We start from the raw sequence: 16966 nt of genomic DNA, 5'->3' as shown, positions 1-16966 counted from the left end.
GAACTGGCGGCGGTCCGGGGCGCGGGTGATCGTGGGGGGCATGGCTGACTCCACGGCGGCCGCCGCCGAGCCGCACCGGCAGCACGACACGCGCGAAGCCGTCCTGTTCGGCGGGGTCTACGGCGCCGTCCTGGCCAGCTCGATGGTCGCCGCGCTCACCCAGTACGGTCACAGCTCCGCCGCCGACCGACGCTACGACGCCCTCTGGCTGCTCATCACCGCATGCGCCTCCGCACTGGCCCACGGCTACGCCCACTACATCGCCGAGCGCGTCCTGCACCGCCGCTGGGACGTCCTGCGCACCCTCGTCGACGAGTGGCCGCTGGTCATGGCCGTCGTGCCGACGGTGTTTCTGCTCGCGGGCGCGGGCTGGGGCTGGTGGCCCCCGAACGGCGTCGAGTACCCGGTGTTCGCCCTGAACATCGCGATCCTCTTCGCCCTCGGCCTGGTCACCGCCCGCTGGTCGAGGCGCAGTTGGCCGTCCGCCGTGCGCATCGGCATGGCGGACGCCGTGCTCGGGGCGGTCGTGGTGGTGGCCAACGCGGTCATCAAGTAGGCGACCGGTGTGCCGCTGGGCATGGAGTCGGTATGACCACCGGAGAAGACCTGACGGCAGCAGCGACCGAAGAAGCCGCAACCGAAGCAGCCTCGTCCGAAGCAGCCTCGCCCGACCCAGCCGTGAGCGCGGCAGCCGTATCCGAGGCGGCCGTCGACGCCGTGACCTGCCAGGCCGTCGACAGCCTGTCCGCCACCGCGGACCCCCGGCTGCGCGACCTGCTCACCGCCCTCGTCCGGCACCTGCACGCCTTCGCGCGCGAGACCCGGCTGACACAGGCGGAGTGGGAACAGGCCGTCGGCTTCCTCACGGCGACGGGACAGGCCTGCACGGACACCCGGCAGGAGTTCATCCTCCTGTCGGACGTCCTCGGCCTGTCCATGCTGGTCGAGACAGTGCACGGCCACAGCGCCCCCGGCACCACCGAGTCGACGGTCCTCGGCCCCTTCCATCTGACCGCGTCCCCGGCCCGCGAACTCGGCGACAGCATCGACCTGGTGGGTGACGGCGAGCCCTGCGTGGTCAGCGGCCGGGTCCGCGCAGCCGACGGCACCCCGCTGCCCGGCGCGGTCGTGGACGTCTGGCAGGCCGACGCGCACGGGTTCTACGACGTGCAGCGCCCGGACGCCCAACCGCCCGGCAACGGACGCGGACTGTTCACCGCCGACGCCGAGGGCGCCTTCTGGTTCCGTACCTGTGTGCCCAGCCCGTATCCGATCCCCACCGACGGACCCGTGGGCACCCTGCTCAAGGCCTCCGGCCGCCACCCCTACCGGCCCGCCCACATCCACTTCATCGCGACGGCCGACGGCCACGCCCCGGTCACCACCCACATCTTCGTGGCGGGCGGCGTTCACCTCGACTCGGACGCGGTGTTCGCCGTGAAGGACAGCCTGGTCAAGGACTTCACCCCGATCGACGACCCGTCCCTGGCCCGCGAGTTCGGCGTACCGAACCCCTTCCGGCACGCCCGCCTCGACCTCGTACTGGAACGCGCCTGAAACCATCGTGCTGCGGGCCGGAAGCAGCGGGGGCACCCTGGAAACATGCTGGGCGCGGTGGGCCGTACGGCTTCCGACGCGGCACGGGACGCGGGGGTCTCCCGGGGCGTGCGGCGGTCACCCTCGCGCCGCGCCCGTACAGCGGCCCTGTGCGCCACCGCGCTGCTCGCGGCGATGCTGCGGACGACGACGGCCGCGGCCGTCCCGCCCCAGGACAACGGCTGTGTCGGCACCGAGGGCAAGCCCACCGGCCAGGCCGGCCAGATCCTCGACATCGTGCGCAAGGCGCGCAGTGAACTCGACCTGAAGGCCGCGCTGGTCCGGGTCACGCAGGACGGACGGGAGGTGGCCACCTTCGCGGACGGCAACTCGATGAACGGCGTGCCGGCCACCCCGGCGATGCACTTCCGGTCGGGCTCGGTCGCCATCGCCTTCATGGGCACGGCGCTGCTCCAGCTCGTCGACGAGCACCGGGTGAGCCTGGACGACCCCGTCTCCCGCTGGCTGCCCGACCTGCCGCACGGCGATCGGATCACCCTGCGGATGCTCGGCGACTCGACCTCGGGTCTGCACGACTACGTCACCGACCCGGCCTTCGTGAAGCAGCTCTACGCCGACCCGTTCCGGCACTGGACGCCGCAGGAGCTGGTCGCCTTCTCCCTCGGCCATCCCCTCTGGTACCAGCCCGGCACCGGCTGGAACTACTCGCACGCCAACTTCGTGCTGCTGGGCCGCGCCCTGCAGAAGATCACCGGAACCTCGCTGGACGAGCTGCTGCGGGAGCGCGTCATGGATCCCCTGGGGCTCAGTGAGACCGGCAACGGCTTCACGCCCGAGATCCCGGCGCCCGTACTGCACGCCTACGACGACGAACGCGGCCCCTACGAGGACGCCACCTACTGGGACCCGTCCTGGACCACCGCGCCCGGCGCCGTTCAGACCACCGACATCTGCGACCTGGCCCGCTCCGCCCAGGGCATCGGCTCGGGCCGGCTGCTCTCCCGCAGCTCCTACCGGGTGCAGCTGAACCCCGGCACGGTCGGCCTCGGCGCGCCGACCACGAGCTGCCCCGCCACCGTGTGCTTCAAGCAGACCGAGGAATTCCATTACGGGGTGGGCGTCGTCGTCAAGAACGGCTGGGTCCTGCAGAATCCGTCGTTCGCCGGTTTCGCGGCCGTACAGGCCTACCTGCCGGTGCAGCGGCTGGCCATCGCCGTGTCCACGACCGTCGGGAAGCAGGCGCCCGAGGGCAACACGGCCCAGACGATCACCGAGCGCATCGCGGCGGCCCTCGCCCCCGAACACCCGCTGAGCGGCTGACCTCAGCGGCCGGTGCGCACCCCGTCCAGCGCGATCGCGAGCACGCGGTCGCGCTGGGCGTCGTCCTCGAACGCCGTCGCCGTGATGCCGGCGACCATCCGCAGCAGGTCGCCGAAGTCCATGTCCGCCCGGGCGACGCCCGCCTTCTGGGCGCGCTCCAGCAGCGGGCCGCCGGCCGCGTACATCGACTCGCGGCAGGCCATGAAGATGTCCGACTCGTCGTCCAGGGCCTCGCGGACCGCGCGCTTGGTGACCATGTAGCCCGCGAACCGGTCCAGCCAGGCCGTCAGAGCCTCCCACGGTTCCCGGTCCGCCAGCTCGACGGCCGCCCGGCACAGGGCGTTCACCTCGTCCGCGTAGACGGTCTCGAAGAGGTCGCGACGGGCGGGGAAGTTCCGGTACAGGGTGCCGATGCCGACGCCCGCGCGGCGGGCGATGTCCTCCAGGGAGGCCTCGGCGCCGTGCTCGGCGAACGCCTCGCGGGCGGCCGCGAGCAGGGCGTCGTAGTTGCGGGCGGCGTCCTTACGGTGCGGCCGGCGGGTCGCGACGATCTCGCTGACGGGGAACGGCGTGGCCGTCACTGCTGCCTCCCGGAAGGGAATCGGTTGAACCGGAGGTATGCCTCCGTTACATTGGAGGGGTACCTCCACTTTAGCAGTGCGGGGGTGGCTTCGCCGTGGACGGACGCGTCCCGGCGCCGGCCTCCCGCACCCCCCGTGAGCACGGGCCCTGCGCGTGGCGCACCGCCCGTCCCCCAAGACATCCACCCTCCGCGTCCCGATTCCGGAGAGGCTCCTTCATGCCCCGCAAGTCCACCCGCCTCACCTTCGCGGTCCTGGCGACCGGTGCCGGCGTGTTCGCCATGCTGCAGTCGCTGATCGCGCCGGCCCTGCCGATCGTCCAGCACGCGCTGCACACCTCGCAGTCCACCGCGACCTGGGTGATGACGGCGTACCTGCTGTCCGCCTCGGTGTTCACCCCGATCCTCGGCCGCGTCGGCGACCTCGTCGGCAAGAAACGCACCCTCGTCGCGGTCCTGGTGGCCGTCCTCGCCGGCTGTCTCGTCGCCGCGCTCGCCCCGGACATCGGCGTGCTGATCGTCGCCCGGGTCGTCCAGGGTGTGGGCGGCGCCCTCTTCCCGCTCTCCTTCGGCATCATCCGCGACGAGTTCGCCGCGTCCGAGGTGAGCGGCAGCATCAGCAACCTGTCCGCCGTGATCGCCGCGGGCGGCGGTGTCGGCATGGTGGCCGCCGGGCCCATCGTCTCCGTCCTCGACTACCGCTGGCTGTTCTGGATCCCGGTGGCCGTCGTCGCCGCGACCGTTCTGATCGCCCTGCGCTACGTCCCCGAGTCCCCCAGCAAGGGCCAGGGCAAGGTCAGTTGGCTGGGCGCGGTCCTGCTCTCCGCCTGGTTGGTGGCTCTGCTGCTCCCGCTCAGCCAGGCCGGGCAGTGGGGTTGGGGTTCGGCGAAGGTGCTCGGCCTGTTCGCCGCCGCCGTCCTGCTGTTCGCGCTGTGGCTGACCGTCGAGGCCCGCTCCCGCACCCCCCTCATCGACCTGCGCGTGATGCGCCTGCCCGCGGTGTGGACGACCAACGCGGCCGCCCTGCTGTTCGGCGCGGGCATGTACGCGATCTGGTCCTTCCTGCCAGGCTTCGTCCAGACGCCGGCCGTGGCCGGCTACGGCTTCGGCGCGAGCGTCACCGAGTCCGGCCTGCTCATGCTCCCGATGCTCGTCGCGATGTTCCTGTCGGGCGTCCTGTCCGGGCGGCTCGAACCCCGCGTCGGTGCCAAGGCGTTGCTCACCACGGGCGCCGCACTCGGCGCACTGGCCTGCGGCTTCCTGACCCTCTGGCATGACGCGCAGTGGCAGATCGCCGTCGTCGCGGGTCTGTTCGGCCTCGGCATCGGACTCGCCTTCGCCTCGATGGCCAACCTGATCGTGGGCAGTGTCCCGCCCGAGCAGACGGGCGCGGCCACCGGCATGAACGCCAACATCCGCACCATCGGCGGCTCCATCGGCGCGGCCCTCACCAGCGTCCTGGTCACCGCCCACCTCCAGCCCTCCGGCCTGCCCCGGGCCTCCGGCTACACCCACGGCTGGGCTCTGCTCGCCCTCCTCTGCCTGGCCGCGACCGGCGCCGCCCTCCTCGTCCCGGTCCGCCGCGCCGCCCGTACGGCGGACCCCGTCCCGGCGGGGGCGACACCGGCACCCGCGCGCGTGCGGTAGGGTTGACCTGCGTGATCACGCGGAACACCTCGCGTGAGCCCGCAACGGGACGTGGCGCAGCTTGGTAGCGCACTTGACTGGGGGTCAAGGGGTCGCAGGTTCAAATCCTGTCGTCCCGACGTAAGGTCGCAGGTCAGGGGCTGTCTTCCTCTGACAGTGCGACAGCGTCGACGTGAGCCTCTCACGACTTCTCACCACAATGGCTTGCACTTGACTCCGTCAAGTGCAAGCCATTGTGGTTCTGTCCTTGGTCTCGCCGGGACGTGGAGACCGCGGAGTCCGGGCACGTGGTGGTATTGCAGGACCTCGCGGACCTGGTTGACCGTACAGACCTCGGGCCACGGCGGGCAGCGCGGCCTGACCTGCAGCCGTCCGCAAGTGCCACGATCCGGTCCTGACGCTGCCTCACCCACCCCGGCCCGCCGCGGCCAGGAACGACCGGCTGCCGACCCGGCCGGACGGCTTATCGGCGGCCGGCGTTCCGGCTGACGATGTCGGCGTTGAGGGCGGTGGCGAAGGCACACCAGGCTGCATAGGGGGCCAGGGCCGTCGCGGCGGTCCGGTCGACGCGGGCGGTCACCCGCAGGACGTCCAGAGTGCTCAGGGTAAGGAGGGTGGTGCCGACGAGACCGGCCCGGGGGCTCCTGGCGGCAAAGAACAGCCAGTTCCAGGATGCGTTCAGGGCCAGGTTGGCAGCCAGTGCCCCGACCAGCCGACGGCGCTCGCCGCCACCGGTCCGGTTCGCGGCGTGCCCGGCGGCGAAGGCGATGCTCCCGTACAAGGGCGTCCACACCGCGCCGAACGCCCACGGGGGCGGCTGCCATGGAGGTTTGGCCAAGGCTTCGTACCAGGTGCTGTCGGGATCCACGGCTCGCGCGCCGGTCACCGCCGTAGCCGTCACCGCAGCCGCAGCCAGTGCGTAAGCAGGCCAGCGGCGCTCCGCCTCGCGGCGCCGGGATGGTGCCAGAACTTGCATGACGGATATATGGCCCGTCGTGTGCGGGGTGAGACACGACCCGGTCCTGCGCAGTCCGTCCGGGTGAGGCGAAGCCTGGTGCCCTGCCCGCGCATCCGCCCGGCCACGATCCGCGAGGCCCAGGACGGCCCTGTCGAGATCGCGCTACCGTTGCTTCGGGGGAGTCTTCGGGCGATGGAGAAGGCGGTGATCCAGCTGATGGACAACCTGCCTTGCACTGCGGCAGGTCGCCCGTGCGCCGCTGCCGCGGCCGACGACAGCGTGAGCGGGTGGCGGTGACCAGCGGCGGCCGCGAGAAACCTTGGCAGAAGCAGGTTCCGGGTCCTTCGGTCCCAGGTCCGCCGGGTGCGTCGCGGCGACAGGAGAGGCCGCGTGCGACGCCGGCGACACCGGAGCGGCCGACCGCGGTGCCCGCGGGGTTGCTGGATCTGGTGGATCAGGCTGTCGTGGTCTGCGACGCGGCCGGGTTGCCCAGCTGGTGCAACGCCCAGGCGGAACGATTCTTCCCCCAGTTGCGCATCGGCGAGCCGCTCCACGGGCCGCTGTCACGTGCCATGGCCGAGGGCGCGGACTGCTTCGAGACCGTCTCCGACGGGCGCCGGTTGTCAGGGCACAGGGTGGTGCCACAGGGCCTTGGGACACTCGCCGGTCACTGTGTGTGGTTGGTGCGCGACGACAGCGCGGTCCATGAGCGCCAGAACGAGCTGATGGCCGAGCGCGCCCGCTCCGCCTTCCTGGCGGAGGCGGGGAAGCAACTCGGGGCCTCCCTCCACCACGGCCGTACGGTGCGTGCGGTGGTGCGGGTGGCGGTCCCAGCCCTGGCGGACACGGCCATCCTGTTCCTGCCGGTCCGGGGACGTTGCGTAGCCTGGCACCTTTACGGGCCTGACGAGTGCGCCGGCCAGTTGCCGGCAGCGGCGCTGGACCAGGTGCCGCCAGTGGCCCACGCCCTGAGGGGGCTGGTGGAACAGCCCGTACTGTGCGACTGGCAGGAAGTGGCGCGGCTGGGCGGAGCGGTGCCGCAGAATCCGAATCCGCCTGTTCAGGCCCTGGCGGTCACGCTCCGCGGCGCCGGGATGCCGGCCGGTGTGCTGGTGCTGGCGCGCGGGCCGCAGCGGACGGGCTTCGCAACGGCGGACGTCGAGCTGGCGCGGCAGTTCGCCTCGCGTGCGAGCATCGCGCTGGCGGCCGCGACCTTCTATGCCGAACAGGTGCACATCGCCGCCGTGCTGCAGGACGGGCTGGAACCCGACCCGCTTCCCCACGTGGCGGGGGTCCACCTCGGGGCTGCGTACCGGCCCGCCCGCGAAACTTTGCGGATCGGCGGCGACTTCTACCAGGTCCGGGCGGACGCCGGGGGCGGTGTCAGGTTCTTCTTCGGCGACGTCTGCGGCAAGGGAGTGGAGGCGGCGGTGTTCGCCGGACGGGTGCGGCAGAGCCTCCGATCGCTGGCTCTGGTGGAATCCCGGCCCGTAAGGATGCTTCAGCTGCTCAATGAGGCGCTCCTGGAGGAAGGCCACGCTCCCTTCACGACACTGGTGGTGGGATCTGCCAGCCCGGCGCGAGACGGCGCGCTGGACGTCGTTGCGGCAGGCGGCGGCCATCTGCCACCACTGGTGCTGCGCACGGACGGCGGGGTGGAGGAGGTGCACATCGGTGGGACGCTGGTCGGCGCCCTGCCCGACCCGGACTTCCACCAGAGGGAGATCCGGCTGGCGGCCGGCGAACTGCTGCTGTTGTACAGCGACGGTGTGACCGAGGCGCGCGGTGGGCCGAAGGAGCAGGAGATGTACGGCGAACGGCGGCTGATGCGCGACCTGGCCGCCTGCCGCGGCATGCCGGCCGGCGCGGTCGCCGAGCGTATCGACCTGCGCACCGGGCAGTGGCTGGCCGGAGGCGACCACGACGACCTCGCCGTTCTCGCCGTGCAGGCTCCCGCCCTTGCGCCGCAGCCGGACGTGGAGCATCCGCGGTGACCGCCGAGCGCTCCGACGCCATCGAGAGTGTCCGCACGGCCTTCGACGGCCACCTGGCCCGAGCGGACGAGACCGCCGCCGTGGCGCTCGTCCTGGACCTTCTCGCCGGCGGCGTCAGCGCCGAGGACGTGTTGCTCGGCCTGATCGCGCCCGCCCAGGCAGCGGTCGGCGAGCACTGGGTGAGCAACGAGTGGAGTGTGGCCCAGGAACACGCGGCCACCCATGTCAGCAACCGGGCCGTCTCCGCGCTCGCCGCCGCGACCGCGGTCCCCGACCATCCTCTCGGGAGCGTGGTGGTGGCCTGCCCGGACGGCGAATGGCACACCCTGCCCGCCCACATCGTCGCGGAGGTACTACGGCTGCGCGGCTTCGCGGTACGGTTCCTCGGCGCCGGGGTACCCACCGCACACCTGATCTCGTATCTGCATCAGAACGGCTCTGACCTGATCGCCCTGTCGTGCATGCTGGCGGTGCGCCTGCCCCGGGTGTACCGCACGATGGAGGCGTGCCGACTGGCGCGTGTACCGGTCCTGGTCGGTGGCGCCGGCTTCGGACCGGACGGCATCTGGGCCCGTGCGCTGGGTGCCGACCTGTACGCGCGCACCGCGGCGGACGCCGCGGACCTGCTGGTGGAGCAGTGGCCGCCGCCGCTGACCGGGGAGCCCGCACTGGACCACCTGGCTGACGGGGAGTACGCCCAACTCGTCAGCCGTCGCGGTGACCTTCTGCGGCACCTGGTCGACCACCTGCGCCGGTGCTTCCCGCCGATGCGCCGGTGTGCCGACGACCGGCACGAGGCCGCTGTCGAGGACCTGGGGTTCCTGGTGGACTTCCTCGCTGCCGGTGTCTTCGTCGACGACCCGCGCGTTTTCACGGACTTCCTGGTGTTCCTCGCCGACGTGCTGGCCCCCCGCGGGATACCACCGGCCGGCCTGGACCTGGCGGTCCAGGCCCTCTGCGAGCCGTTGAGTGATCTTCCCCGCACCCTGACCCACGTGGCTGCGGGCCGAGGACGACTGGAGCGGGCCGGGCACACCTGGGCGGACGCTTGATCCCTGCGGCAGATTCCGGGAGACGCACGCCGGCGGCGGCCCGAGTTCGCCCCCTGGCCCGGACGACGGGCCACTCAAGGTGGATCTTGGTGGTCAGTCCGCCGCGTGGTCGGCCGATCGCGTGGTCGGCCGGTTCGCCGTCCGGGGCCCCCTTTTGCGAGGCCCGGCCGCCTGCTGGTGGGCCCGCACGATCGTGGAGTCCACCGAGACCGCCCAGTCGAGGTCCTCGTCGGCGTCGGCCTGGGCCATCAGCGCGGTGAACACCCGCCCCCAGGTACCGTCGACGGCCCACATGCGCAGCCGGTTGCAGACGCCTCGCCAGTTGCCGTACTTCTCCGGCACGTGCACCCACTGGGTTCCGGTCTGGAACTTGAAGGCGATCGCGTCGATCACCTCCCGGTGATCCCGTCAGCGGCCGCCCCGCTTCGGCATCCGGTCCGGGAGTAACGGCTCGATCCCCGCCCACTGCACATCGGTCAACGGCACACCCGGTCCGACGACCGGCCGATCCAGACGAAACTGCCTAGTCCCGCGCCGCCCACAAGCTGCGCACATGCCCCAGATGCCGGGTCATGACCTCCTGTACGGCCTTCTCGTCGCGCTCCACCAGTGCGTCCAGGAGTTCCAGGTGCTCCTCGGCCGAGGCGAGCAGGCGGCCCGCCTCGACCAGGGCGGTGAGGCCGTAGAGCCGGGAGCGCTTCCGCAGGTCGGCGACGACCTCGACCAGGTGGGCGTTGCCCGCCAGGGCGAGGAGGCCGAGGTGGAAGCGGGTGTCGGCCTCGACGTAGGCGATCAGGTCGCCCGCCGCCGCGGCGGCGACGATCTCCCGGGCCGCCGGGCGCAGCGCCTCCAGGGAGACCCGGTCGGCCGTGCGGGCCAGGTCCACCACGGTGGGGACCTCGATGAGGGCGCGAACGTGCGTGTACTCGTCCAGCTGCTTGTCGGAGACGACGGTGACCCGGAAGCCCTTGTTGGGCACCGTGTCGACCAGGCCCTCCTTGGCCAGGTCCAGCATCGCCTCCCGCACCGGCGTCGCCGAGACGCCGAAGCGGGTCGCGAGCGACGGCGCCGAGTAGACCTCGCCCGGCCGCAGTTCGCCCGCGATCAGCGCGGCCCGCAGCGCGTCGGCGACCCGCTCGCGGAAGCTGCTCCGCCGGCCGCCCAGCCGGGGGAGTACGGGTGCGTCCGCGTCCTGCGGTTTCTGTGCCATGTCACGCATCATCGAAGTCTAGTCGGTGGCTAGAGGACGAACCCCTCCGGGAACGGGTCGGCCGGGTCGAGCAGGTACTGGGCCGTGCCGGTGATCCAGGCGCGGCCGGTGAAGCTCGGCAGGACGGCGGGGATGCCGGCGACCTCGGTCGTGCCCAGCAGCCGGCCGGTGAACCGGGTGCCGATGAAGGACTCGTTCACGAACTCGGTGTGCAGGGGAAGTTCGCCGCGCGCGTGGAGTTGCGCCATGCGCGCGCTCGTCCCCGTGCCGCAGGGCGAGCGGTCGAACCAGCCGGGGTGGATGGCCATCGCGTGCCGGGAGTGGCGGGCCGTGGCACCGGGTGCGTAGAGGTGGACGTGGTGGCAGCCGTGGATGGACGGGTCCTCCGGGTGGACCGGCTCCTCCTCGGAGTTGATCGCCTCCATCAGTGCCAGCCCGGCGGCGAGGATGTCGTCCTTGCGGGCCCGGTCGAAGGGCAGGCCGAACTCCTCGAGGGGCAGGATGGCGTAGAAGTTGCCGCCGTAGGCGAGGTCGTACGTCACCGTCCGCCCGTCGGCGAGCACCGCCTTGCGGTCCAGTCCGACGCTGAAGGACGGCACGTTGCGCAGCGTGACGTCGGTCGCCGCTCCGTTCTCCACCGCCACCTCGGCGACCACGACCCCTGCCGGGGTGTCCAGGCGGATGGTCGTCACCGGTTCCACGACCTCCACCATGCCGGTCTCGACCAGCACGGTGGCCACGCCGATCGTGCCGTGGCCGCACATCGGCAGATAGCCCGAGACCTCGATGTAGATCACGCCCCAGTCGCAGTCGGGGCGGCTCGGCGGCTGCAGGATCGCGCCGCTCATCGCGGAGTGCCCGCGCGGCTCGTTCATCAGCAACTGCTTGACGGGGTCGCGGTGTTCACGGAAATACAGCCGCCGCTCGTTCATCGTCGCACCGGGTACGGTGCCGATCCCGCCGGTGATCACCCGGGTCGGCATGCCCTCGGTGTGCGAGTCGACGGCGTGCAGGACGAGCTTGCTGCGCATCTCCGGTTCCCTTCCCGTGGTCGGTTTCGGTTCCTTCCTGTCCTGCGCTTACGCGAGTCCCGAGGCCGCCGCCTTTTCCGTGGCCGCGCGGACCACTGCCTCCTGCTCGGGCAGCAGCGGGACGCGGGGTGGGCGCACCGGGCCGCCGTAGCGGCCGACCACGTCCATGGACAGCTTGATGGCCTGCACGAACTCCACCCGCGAGTCCCAGCGCAGCAGCGGGTGCAGCTGCCGGTACAGGGGGAGCGCGGTGGTGAGGTCCCCGGCCACGGCGGCGCGGTACAGCTCGACCGAGGCCCGGGGGAGTGCGTTGGGGTAGCCGGCCACCCAGCCCTTGGCGCCGGCCACGGCCAGCTCCAGCAGGACGTCGTCGGCGCCGATCAACAGGTCCAGCTCCGGGGCGAGTTCGGTGATCCGGTAGGCGCGGCGGACGTCGCCGGAGAATTCCTTGACGCCGTGGATGTGGCCCTCGCCGTGCAGCCGGGCGAGGAGTTCGGGTACGAGGTCGACCTTGGTGTCGACGGGATTGTTGTACGCCACCACCGGGACGCCGGCCCTGGCGACCTCCGCGTAGTGGGCGAGTACGGACCGTTCGTCGGCGCGGTAGGCATTGGGCGGCAGCAGCATCACGGACGCGCAGCCGGCCTCGGCCGCCAGCTCGGCCCAGCGCCGCGCCTCGGCGGAGCCGTACGCGGCGACGCCCGGCATCACCCGCGCGCCGCCGATCGCGGCCACGGCGGTCTCCACCACCCGGGCGCGCTCCTCGGGCGTGAGTACCTGGTACTCGCCGAGGGAGCCGTTCGGTACGACGCCGTCGCAGCCGTTGTCGACCAGCCAGGCGCAGTGCTCGGCGTACCTGTCGTAGTCCACCGAGAGGTCGGCGCGCAGCGGGAGCGCGGTGGCGACGAGGACACCGCGCCAGGGGCGGTTCTCCGGAAGGGTCATGAGTGGTCCCCAATCCAATAGAGTGTGACATATTACTGATATCCGGGGGCGTGTGCACGCCTTCGGTGCCGGTCGGTCGATGCGCCGGTCAGTCGGTCTCCGGCTCGGGCAGTCCCGCCAGCACCCCGAGCGGCACCGGCCGGGCGAACGGCCGGCGCCCGGGCGTGAGCGGGCATCCGGTCAGCCCGGCCACCGCGGGCCCGCACATCCGGCCCTGGCACCAGCCCATCCCGGCCCGGGTGAGCAGCTTCACGGTGCGCAGGTCCCCGGCTCCGAGGGTGTGGACGGCCGTACGGACCTGCCCGGCGGTGACCTCCTCGCAGCGGCACGCCACCGTGTCGTCCGTGATCCGGTCGGCCCAGTCGGCAGGCGGGGCGTACACCGCGTCGAGCGCCGCGAAGAATTCCCGCAGCCGGGTACGGGCCCGGGCGGCCGCGGCCCATCGGTGTGGGTCGGGCGTGGTGCCGTGCAGCCGGGCGGCGACGGACCGGCCGGCGATGTGTCCCTCGGCGAGGGCGAGGGCGGCGCCGCCGATCCCGGTGCTCTCCCCGGCCGCCCAGACGCCCGGCACGTCGGTGCGCTGCTCGTCGTCGACGCGGACGTCCGTACCGGACAGGGCGCAGCCGAGGGTCTCGGCGAGGTCGGTGTGCGGCAGCATGCCGTGCCCCACCGCGAGGGTGTCGCAGGGGATGCGGCGGGCACTGCCGGGCCTGAGTCCTCCGTCCCGGTCGAGCGCGCTGACGGTGACCGCCTCCAGCCGGTCGGTGCCGTGCGCCTCCACCACGGTGTGCCGGGGCAGGGTGCGGACCCTGTGCCGTACCAACTGGCCGGCGTACCAGGCGCCTTCGGCGAGCTTGCCGGGCTGCGCGGCCAGTGCCGGTGCCCGTCGCAGCAGGGCCTTCGGGTCGGCGGACTCGACCAGCGCGGCCACGCGGGCGCCCGCCGCCGCGAGTCCCGTGGCCACCGGCAGCAGCAGCGGCCCGGTGCCCGCGACCACGGCCGTACGGCCCGGCAGCACGAGGCCGCCCTTGAGCATGGCCTGCGCGCCGCCCGCGGTGACGACACCGGGGAGCGTCCAGCCCGGGAAGGGCAGCACCCGCTCGTAGCCGCCGGTGGCGAGCAGAACGGCGTCGGCGCGGACGGCGACACCCTCCTCCTGCGCGGGACCGCGCAGGGCGTACACCGCAAAGGCCCCGGACTCGCCTTCCGCGCACCAGACATGGTGATCCGTCAGATGTGCGACCCGCCCGGCGGCGATGTGCCGGTCGAGTCCGTCCCGCAGCCGTTCCCAGGTGCGCCACTGGTGGTGCAGGGCCTGGGGGCGGCGGGCGCCGAGTGCGGCGGCGGGCTGCCGGTAGAACTGCCCGCCCGCCTGTTCGGCCGCGTCGAGGAGGGTCACGCGCACACCGCGCGCGGCCGCGGCCAGCGCCCCGGCCAGTCCCGCGGGGCCCGCCCCCACGACGACGAGATGCGGTCGCTCAGTCATCGCCCCTCCCCGTCCCCCGCTGCGTGCGGATCACATCGCCCGGCCGTACCGGGACCAGGCAAGCCCGTTGGTTCGCGAGGCCGTTGACGGTCACCAGGCAGTCGAAGCACACCCCGATCCCGCAGAACACCCCGCGTGGCCGGCCCGCGCCGCGCGTGCTGCGCCAGGAGGTCACGCCGGCCGCCCACAGCGCGGCCGCGACCGTCTGGCCGGGCAGTGCCTCGACGGCCCGGCCGTCCAAGGTGACGGTGAACGCGGCACCCGGCCGTGCCTGGGCCAACTCCCTCGGATTCATGGCGTGTCGTCTCCGTTCGTCCCAGGGGTGGCGGCGGCCTCGAAACGTTCCGGACGGAAGGGCGCGAGATTCAGGTCCAGGGCCTTCCCGGTCAGTGCCTGGGCGATCAACTGCCCGGTGCCGGTGGCCAGTCCGATGCCCGCGCCCTCGTGTCCGCAGGCGTGGTACAGCCCGGGCACCCGGGGGTCGGGGCCGATCGCCGGCAGGTGGTCGGGCAGGTAGGGCCGGAAACCCGCGTACGTCCGCAGGGCACACACCCGCTCCAGGAAGGGGAACAGTCCGATCGCCCCGGCCGTCAGCGCCCGTACCGCCCGAAGGGACAACGAGCGCTCGAAGCCGACCCGTTCACGAGTGGCGCCGATCAGGACCGGCCCGGCGGCCGTACCCTCGACGACCGGCGAGGTCCGGAGCGCGGCCGAGTCGCTCGCCACGTCCGCCACGTAGTCCGCGGCGTAGACCTTGTGCCGGACCACGCGCGGCAGCGGTTCGGTGACCAGGACGAAGCCGCGCCGGGGGAGGACCGGCAGGTGCACACCCGCCAGCGCGGCGAGGTCGCCGCCCCAGGTCCCGGCCGCGTTCACCACCGCCGGGGCGTGGATGTCGCCCTGGTCGGTACGGACGCCGAGCACCGACCCGTCCGGCGTACGCAGCACCCCGGTCACGGTCCGGCCAGTGTGCAGGCGGGCGCCGGAGGCGCGGATCAGGTGGGCTGCGGCCAGCGCGGGCATGACCTGCGCGTCCTGCGGATAGTGGACACCGCCCGCCATGCCGGGGGCCAGGTGGGGCTCCAGCTCGCCGAGTTCGGCCGCCCCGACCGGCTCGGCCGTGACACCGGCGGCGCGCTGGCCCACGGCGAAGTCCGTCAGCGCATCGAGTGCGCCGGGCGTCGAGGCGACCACCACACCGCCCTTGGGCTCGTACTCGACCGACGCCCCCAGCTCCCCGGCCAGCTGCGCCCACAAGCGGGCCGACAGCAGGGCGAGTTCCAGTTCGGGGCCCGGCTCCTTGTCGGAGACCAGCAGGTTGCCCTCGCCGGCGCCGGTGGTCCCGCCGGCCACCGGGCCCCGGTCCACCACCGCCACGTCGAGGCCGGCTCGCGCGGCGTACAGCGCACAGGCCGCACCCACCATTCCGGCTCCGACGACCACGACATCGCAGGTCAGTCGCTTCGCCACGGCAGTACTATGTCACATGTCGCACCCTGTGAGGAGTCCCCCGCACCGTCCTCGTCACCCGCCCGGAGTCCCAGGCGTGGACGCCCCCTTGACGTCGTACGACGGCGGACCGACCCTCCGACACCCTCCAGGGGAGGGAATCCTGGTCAGGCGCTTGCCCGCGGGGACGATGCCCAACTGCCTGGTAGGGCGTTCGTTGCCGATCCAGGCCCGAGTTGCTCGGCGACGTAGGCGACCACCACGCCGGGCACCTCTTCGGGGTTGCGCAGGAAGGTGCCCAGGTGGCGGATGGTGCCAAGGTGGACGGCCCATCCGATCCCGTTCCTCGCGCCGGGCGGCCATCGCCCTGCGGCGCGCGGTCTGATCGAGCAGGAAGGACCCGGCGAGCTGTCAGGGACGGCGGCGGGGGATGTCTCGCGCACGCCTTGGGGCAACGGTGGGGTGGGTTCAGGGGGGTGTGAGGGTGTCGAGTTGTGCGGCGAGGTCGGGGTGGGTGGTGGCCAGGTGGGGGCGAGCGGCGTTGAGGGGGTGGATGAGCTCGGCGGGGTCGTCGTGGGCGAGGGCCGCATGAAGCCGGCCGAGCGGGAGGCGGGCCGCGGGGGGCAGGTCGGTGAGGGCGGTGATCTGGCCGGCGATGCGGCGCAGGTCGGCCGCGTTGCGGCGCGCCCAGGTGGCGGTGGTGCGTTCGGCGGCGCGGGCCTGGCGGGTGGCCTGGACGCGTTGTTCGCCAGTGGTTCCCGAGGGACCGGGACGGCCCCGCAGGTAGCGGCGTTCGGCGGCCTGGCGGCTGGCGACGCCGAGGGGGTGGGCGAGGTCCGCCCAGCTGGCACCCGCGTCCCGGGCGGTTTCGATCAGGCCGGTCTCCCATCCGGCGAGCTGCTCGCGGACCTGCCGCAGCAGCAGAAGAGAGGCCAGGGCCTGCTCCGGGCCGACGTCGTGAGTCCCGGCAGTGCCGGGGACCTCCTGCCGGGCGGCATGCAGGGCGTCGTCTATGGCTTGAAGGGCTGCCGCGGCGGCGAGGAACGACGCCGGGCTCTGTGTGTCGGCGCTGGACGATGCCGGCTGGTCGGCCGGGGCCATGGGCACCTCCTTAGGTGGTCATCCAATGGATGACACCTTGTTTGTCATCCATTGGATGACATGCTACAACGGTGTCAGTGAGGCGCATTGGCAGCAACTGCCCGAACCTGCTGGAGGTGTTTTCACGATGTTGATGCGCACTGACCCCTTCCGTGAGCTGGACCGGCTGGCACAGCAGCTGATGGGCCCGGGCACCTGGTCGAGGCCGTCGCCGATGCCGATGGACGCCTACCGCGAGGGTGACCAGTACGTGGTGGCCTTCGACATCCCCGGCGTCACCGCCGAGGCGATCGACATCGACGTCGAGCGGAACATGCTGACCGTCAAGGCCGAGCGTCGGCCCGTGACGAAGACCGACGACGTGCAGATGGAGCTGTCGGAACGGCCGCTGGGCGTCTTCTCCCGCCAGATCGTGCTCGCCGACACGCTGGACACCGAGCACATCCAGGCCGACTACGAGGCCGGCGTGCTCACGCTGCGCATCCCGATCGCCGAGCGCGCCAAGCCCCGCAAGATCGCCATCGGCGTCGGAACCGGCCGCAAGGAGATCTCCAGCTGAGCCGGACAGACGAGAGCTGACCAGCGGCGGAGGACGGGTACCTGATCTCCCCCTCGCCCGTCCTCCGCGCCCCGTGG

The 16966-nt window shown here is 72.5% G+C and carries 17 protein-coding genes, 1 tRNA gene and 1 pseudogene; 8 read left to right on the top strand and 11 right to left on the bottom strand.

Annotated elements, in window-relative coordinates; all coding sequences use genetic code 11:
- Positions 1-40 precede the first annotated feature (40 nt).
- Genes ACWC5O_RS03975 through ACWC5O_RS03965 form a run of 3 tightly spaced genes read left to right on the top strand, consistent with a single transcriptional unit; the run spans position 41 to position 2877 of the window.
- On the top strand, positions 41-556 hold the full coding sequence (locus tag ACWC5O_RS03975) for a hypothetical protein (protein ID WP_450584793.1): 516 nt from the start codon (positions 41-43) through the stop codon (positions 554-556).
- Positions 557-588: 32 nt separating this feature from the next.
- Positions 589-1557: a dioxygenase family protein gene (locus tag ACWC5O_RS03970; RefSeq protein ID WP_450584791.1), complete on the top strand. Its 969-nt coding sequence runs from the start codon at positions 589-591 to the stop codon at positions 1555-1557.
- Positions 1558-1602: 45 nt separating this feature from the next.
- Positions 1603-2877 carry a serine hydrolase domain-containing protein gene (locus tag ACWC5O_RS03965; protein ID WP_450584789.1) on the top strand — a complete coding sequence of 425 codons (1275 nt, stop codon included), beginning with the start codon at positions 1603-1605 and terminating at the stop codon, positions 2875-2877.
- 2 nt (positions 2878-2879) lie between these two features.
- Here the strand turns inward: ACWC5O_RS03965 and ACWC5O_RS03960 are convergent, their stop codons facing one another.
- Positions 2880-3458, bottom strand: coding sequence for a TetR/AcrR family transcriptional regulator (locus tag ACWC5O_RS03960; RefSeq protein WP_450584787.1), 579 nt, complete (start codon positions 3456-3458; stop codon positions 2880-2882).
- Positions 3459-3676: 218 nt separating this feature from the next.
- On the opposite strand from ACWC5O_RS03960, the gene ACWC5O_RS03955 reads away from it, so the two are divergent.
- Positions 3677-5104: an MFS transporter gene (locus ACWC5O_RS03955; RefSeq protein WP_450584786.1), complete on the top strand. Its 1428-nt coding sequence runs from the start codon at positions 3677-3679 to the stop codon at positions 5102-5104.
- Between the two features lie 45 nt (positions 5105-5149).
- Positions 5150-5223 (top strand) — tRNA-Pro (locus ACWC5O_RS03950).
- A 344-nt stretch (positions 5224-5567) separates the two neighbouring features.
- On the opposite strand, the gene ACWC5O_RS03945 is transcribed toward ACWC5O_RS03950, so the two are convergent.
- Positions 5568-6005 (bottom strand): TspO/MBR family protein, encoded by a 438-nt coding sequence (locus tag ACWC5O_RS03945; RefSeq protein WP_450585074.1) that lies wholly within the window; start codon positions 6003-6005, stop codon positions 5568-5570.
- A gap of 506 nt (positions 6006-6511) precedes the next feature.
- On the opposite strand from ACWC5O_RS03945, the gene ACWC5O_RS03940 reads away from it, so the two are divergent.
- Both ACWC5O_RS03940 and ACWC5O_RS03935 read left to right on the top strand, forming a co-directional pair.
- Positions 6512-8056 carry a PP2C family protein-serine/threonine phosphatase gene (locus ACWC5O_RS03940; RefSeq protein WP_450584784.1) on the top strand — a complete coding sequence of 515 codons (1545 nt, stop codon included), beginning with the start codon at positions 6512-6514 and terminating at the stop codon, positions 8054-8056.
- Complete coding sequence (locus ACWC5O_RS03935; RefSeq protein WP_450584783.1) at positions 8053-9108, top strand: cobalamin B12-binding domain-containing protein; 1056 nt, start codon at positions 8053-8055, stop codon at positions 9106-9108. The genes ACWC5O_RS03940 and ACWC5O_RS03935 overlap by 4 nt, the downstream gene beginning before the upstream one ends.
- A gap of 76 nt (positions 9109-9184) precedes the next feature.
- Here the strand turns inward: ACWC5O_RS03935 and ACWC5O_RS03930 are convergent.
- From ACWC5O_RS03930 to ACWC5O_RS03890, 9 genes and pseudogenes are all read right to left on the bottom strand, one after another.
- A pseudogene (locus tag ACWC5O_RS03930) lies at positions 9185-9411 on the bottom strand (IS5/IS1182 family transposase); the annotation flags it as partial.
- 220 nt (positions 9412-9631) lie between these two features.
- Complete coding sequence (locus ACWC5O_RS03925; protein ID WP_450584781.1) at positions 9632-10330, bottom strand: GntR family transcriptional regulator; 699 nt, start codon at positions 10328-10330, stop codon at positions 9632-9634.
- A 17-nt stretch (positions 10331-10347) separates the two neighbouring features.
- Entirely contained in the window at positions 10348-11349 is a 1002-nt protein-coding gene (locus tag ACWC5O_RS03920; RefSeq protein WP_450584779.1) for a proline racemase family protein, read from the bottom strand.
- Positions 11350-11397: 48 nt separating this feature from the next.
- Positions 11398-12294 carry a dihydrodipicolinate synthase family protein gene (locus ACWC5O_RS03915; protein ID WP_450584777.1) on the bottom strand — a complete coding sequence of 299 codons (897 nt, stop codon included), beginning with the start codon at positions 12292-12294 and terminating at the stop codon, positions 11398-11400.
- A gap of 88 nt (positions 12295-12382) precedes the next feature.
- Positions 12383-13780 carry an FAD/NAD(P)-dependent oxidoreductase gene (locus tag ACWC5O_RS03910; protein WP_450584776.1) on the bottom strand — a complete coding sequence of 466 codons (1398 nt, stop codon included), beginning with the start codon at positions 13778-13780 and terminating at the stop codon, positions 12383-12385.
- On the bottom strand, positions 13773-14075 hold the full coding sequence (locus tag ACWC5O_RS03905) for a (2Fe-2S)-binding protein (RefSeq protein ID WP_450584775.1): 303 nt from the start codon (positions 14073-14075) through the stop codon (positions 13773-13775). Before ACWC5O_RS03905 ends, ACWC5O_RS03910 begins: the two co-directional genes overlap by 8 nt.
- Positions 14072-15250 carry an NAD(P)/FAD-dependent oxidoreductase gene (locus ACWC5O_RS03900; RefSeq protein WP_450584773.1) on the bottom strand — a complete coding sequence of 393 codons (1179 nt, stop codon included), beginning with the start codon at positions 15248-15250 and terminating at the stop codon, positions 14072-14074. Before ACWC5O_RS03900 ends, ACWC5O_RS03905 begins: the two co-directional genes overlap by 4 nt.
- 146 nt (positions 15251-15396) lie before the next feature.
- Positions 15397-15672, bottom strand: a complete 276-nt coding sequence (locus tag ACWC5O_RS03895; RefSeq protein WP_450584771.1) for a DUF4158 domain-containing protein — start codon at positions 15670-15672, stop codon at positions 15397-15399.
- A 25-nt stretch (positions 15673-15697) separates the two neighbouring features.
- Complete coding sequence (locus ACWC5O_RS03890) at positions 15698-16330, bottom strand: type III effector protein (RefSeq protein ID WP_450584769.1); 633 nt, start codon at positions 16328-16330, stop codon at positions 15698-15700.
- A gap of 127 nt (positions 16331-16457) precedes the next feature.
- Between ACWC5O_RS03890 and ACWC5O_RS03885 the strand changes: the two genes are divergently transcribed.
- The gene (locus tag ACWC5O_RS03885; RefSeq protein WP_450584768.1) at positions 16458-16889 is read left to right on the top strand and encodes an Hsp20/alpha crystallin family protein; all 432 of its coding nucleotides are present in this window, start codon (positions 16458-16460) and stop codon (positions 16887-16889) included.
- Positions 16890-16966: the final 77 nt, after the last annotated feature.

The sequence above is a fragment of the Streptomyces sp. NPDC001450 genome, from assembly GCF_053597295.1.
This window is presented reverse-complemented; position numbering and strand designations above follow the sequence as displayed.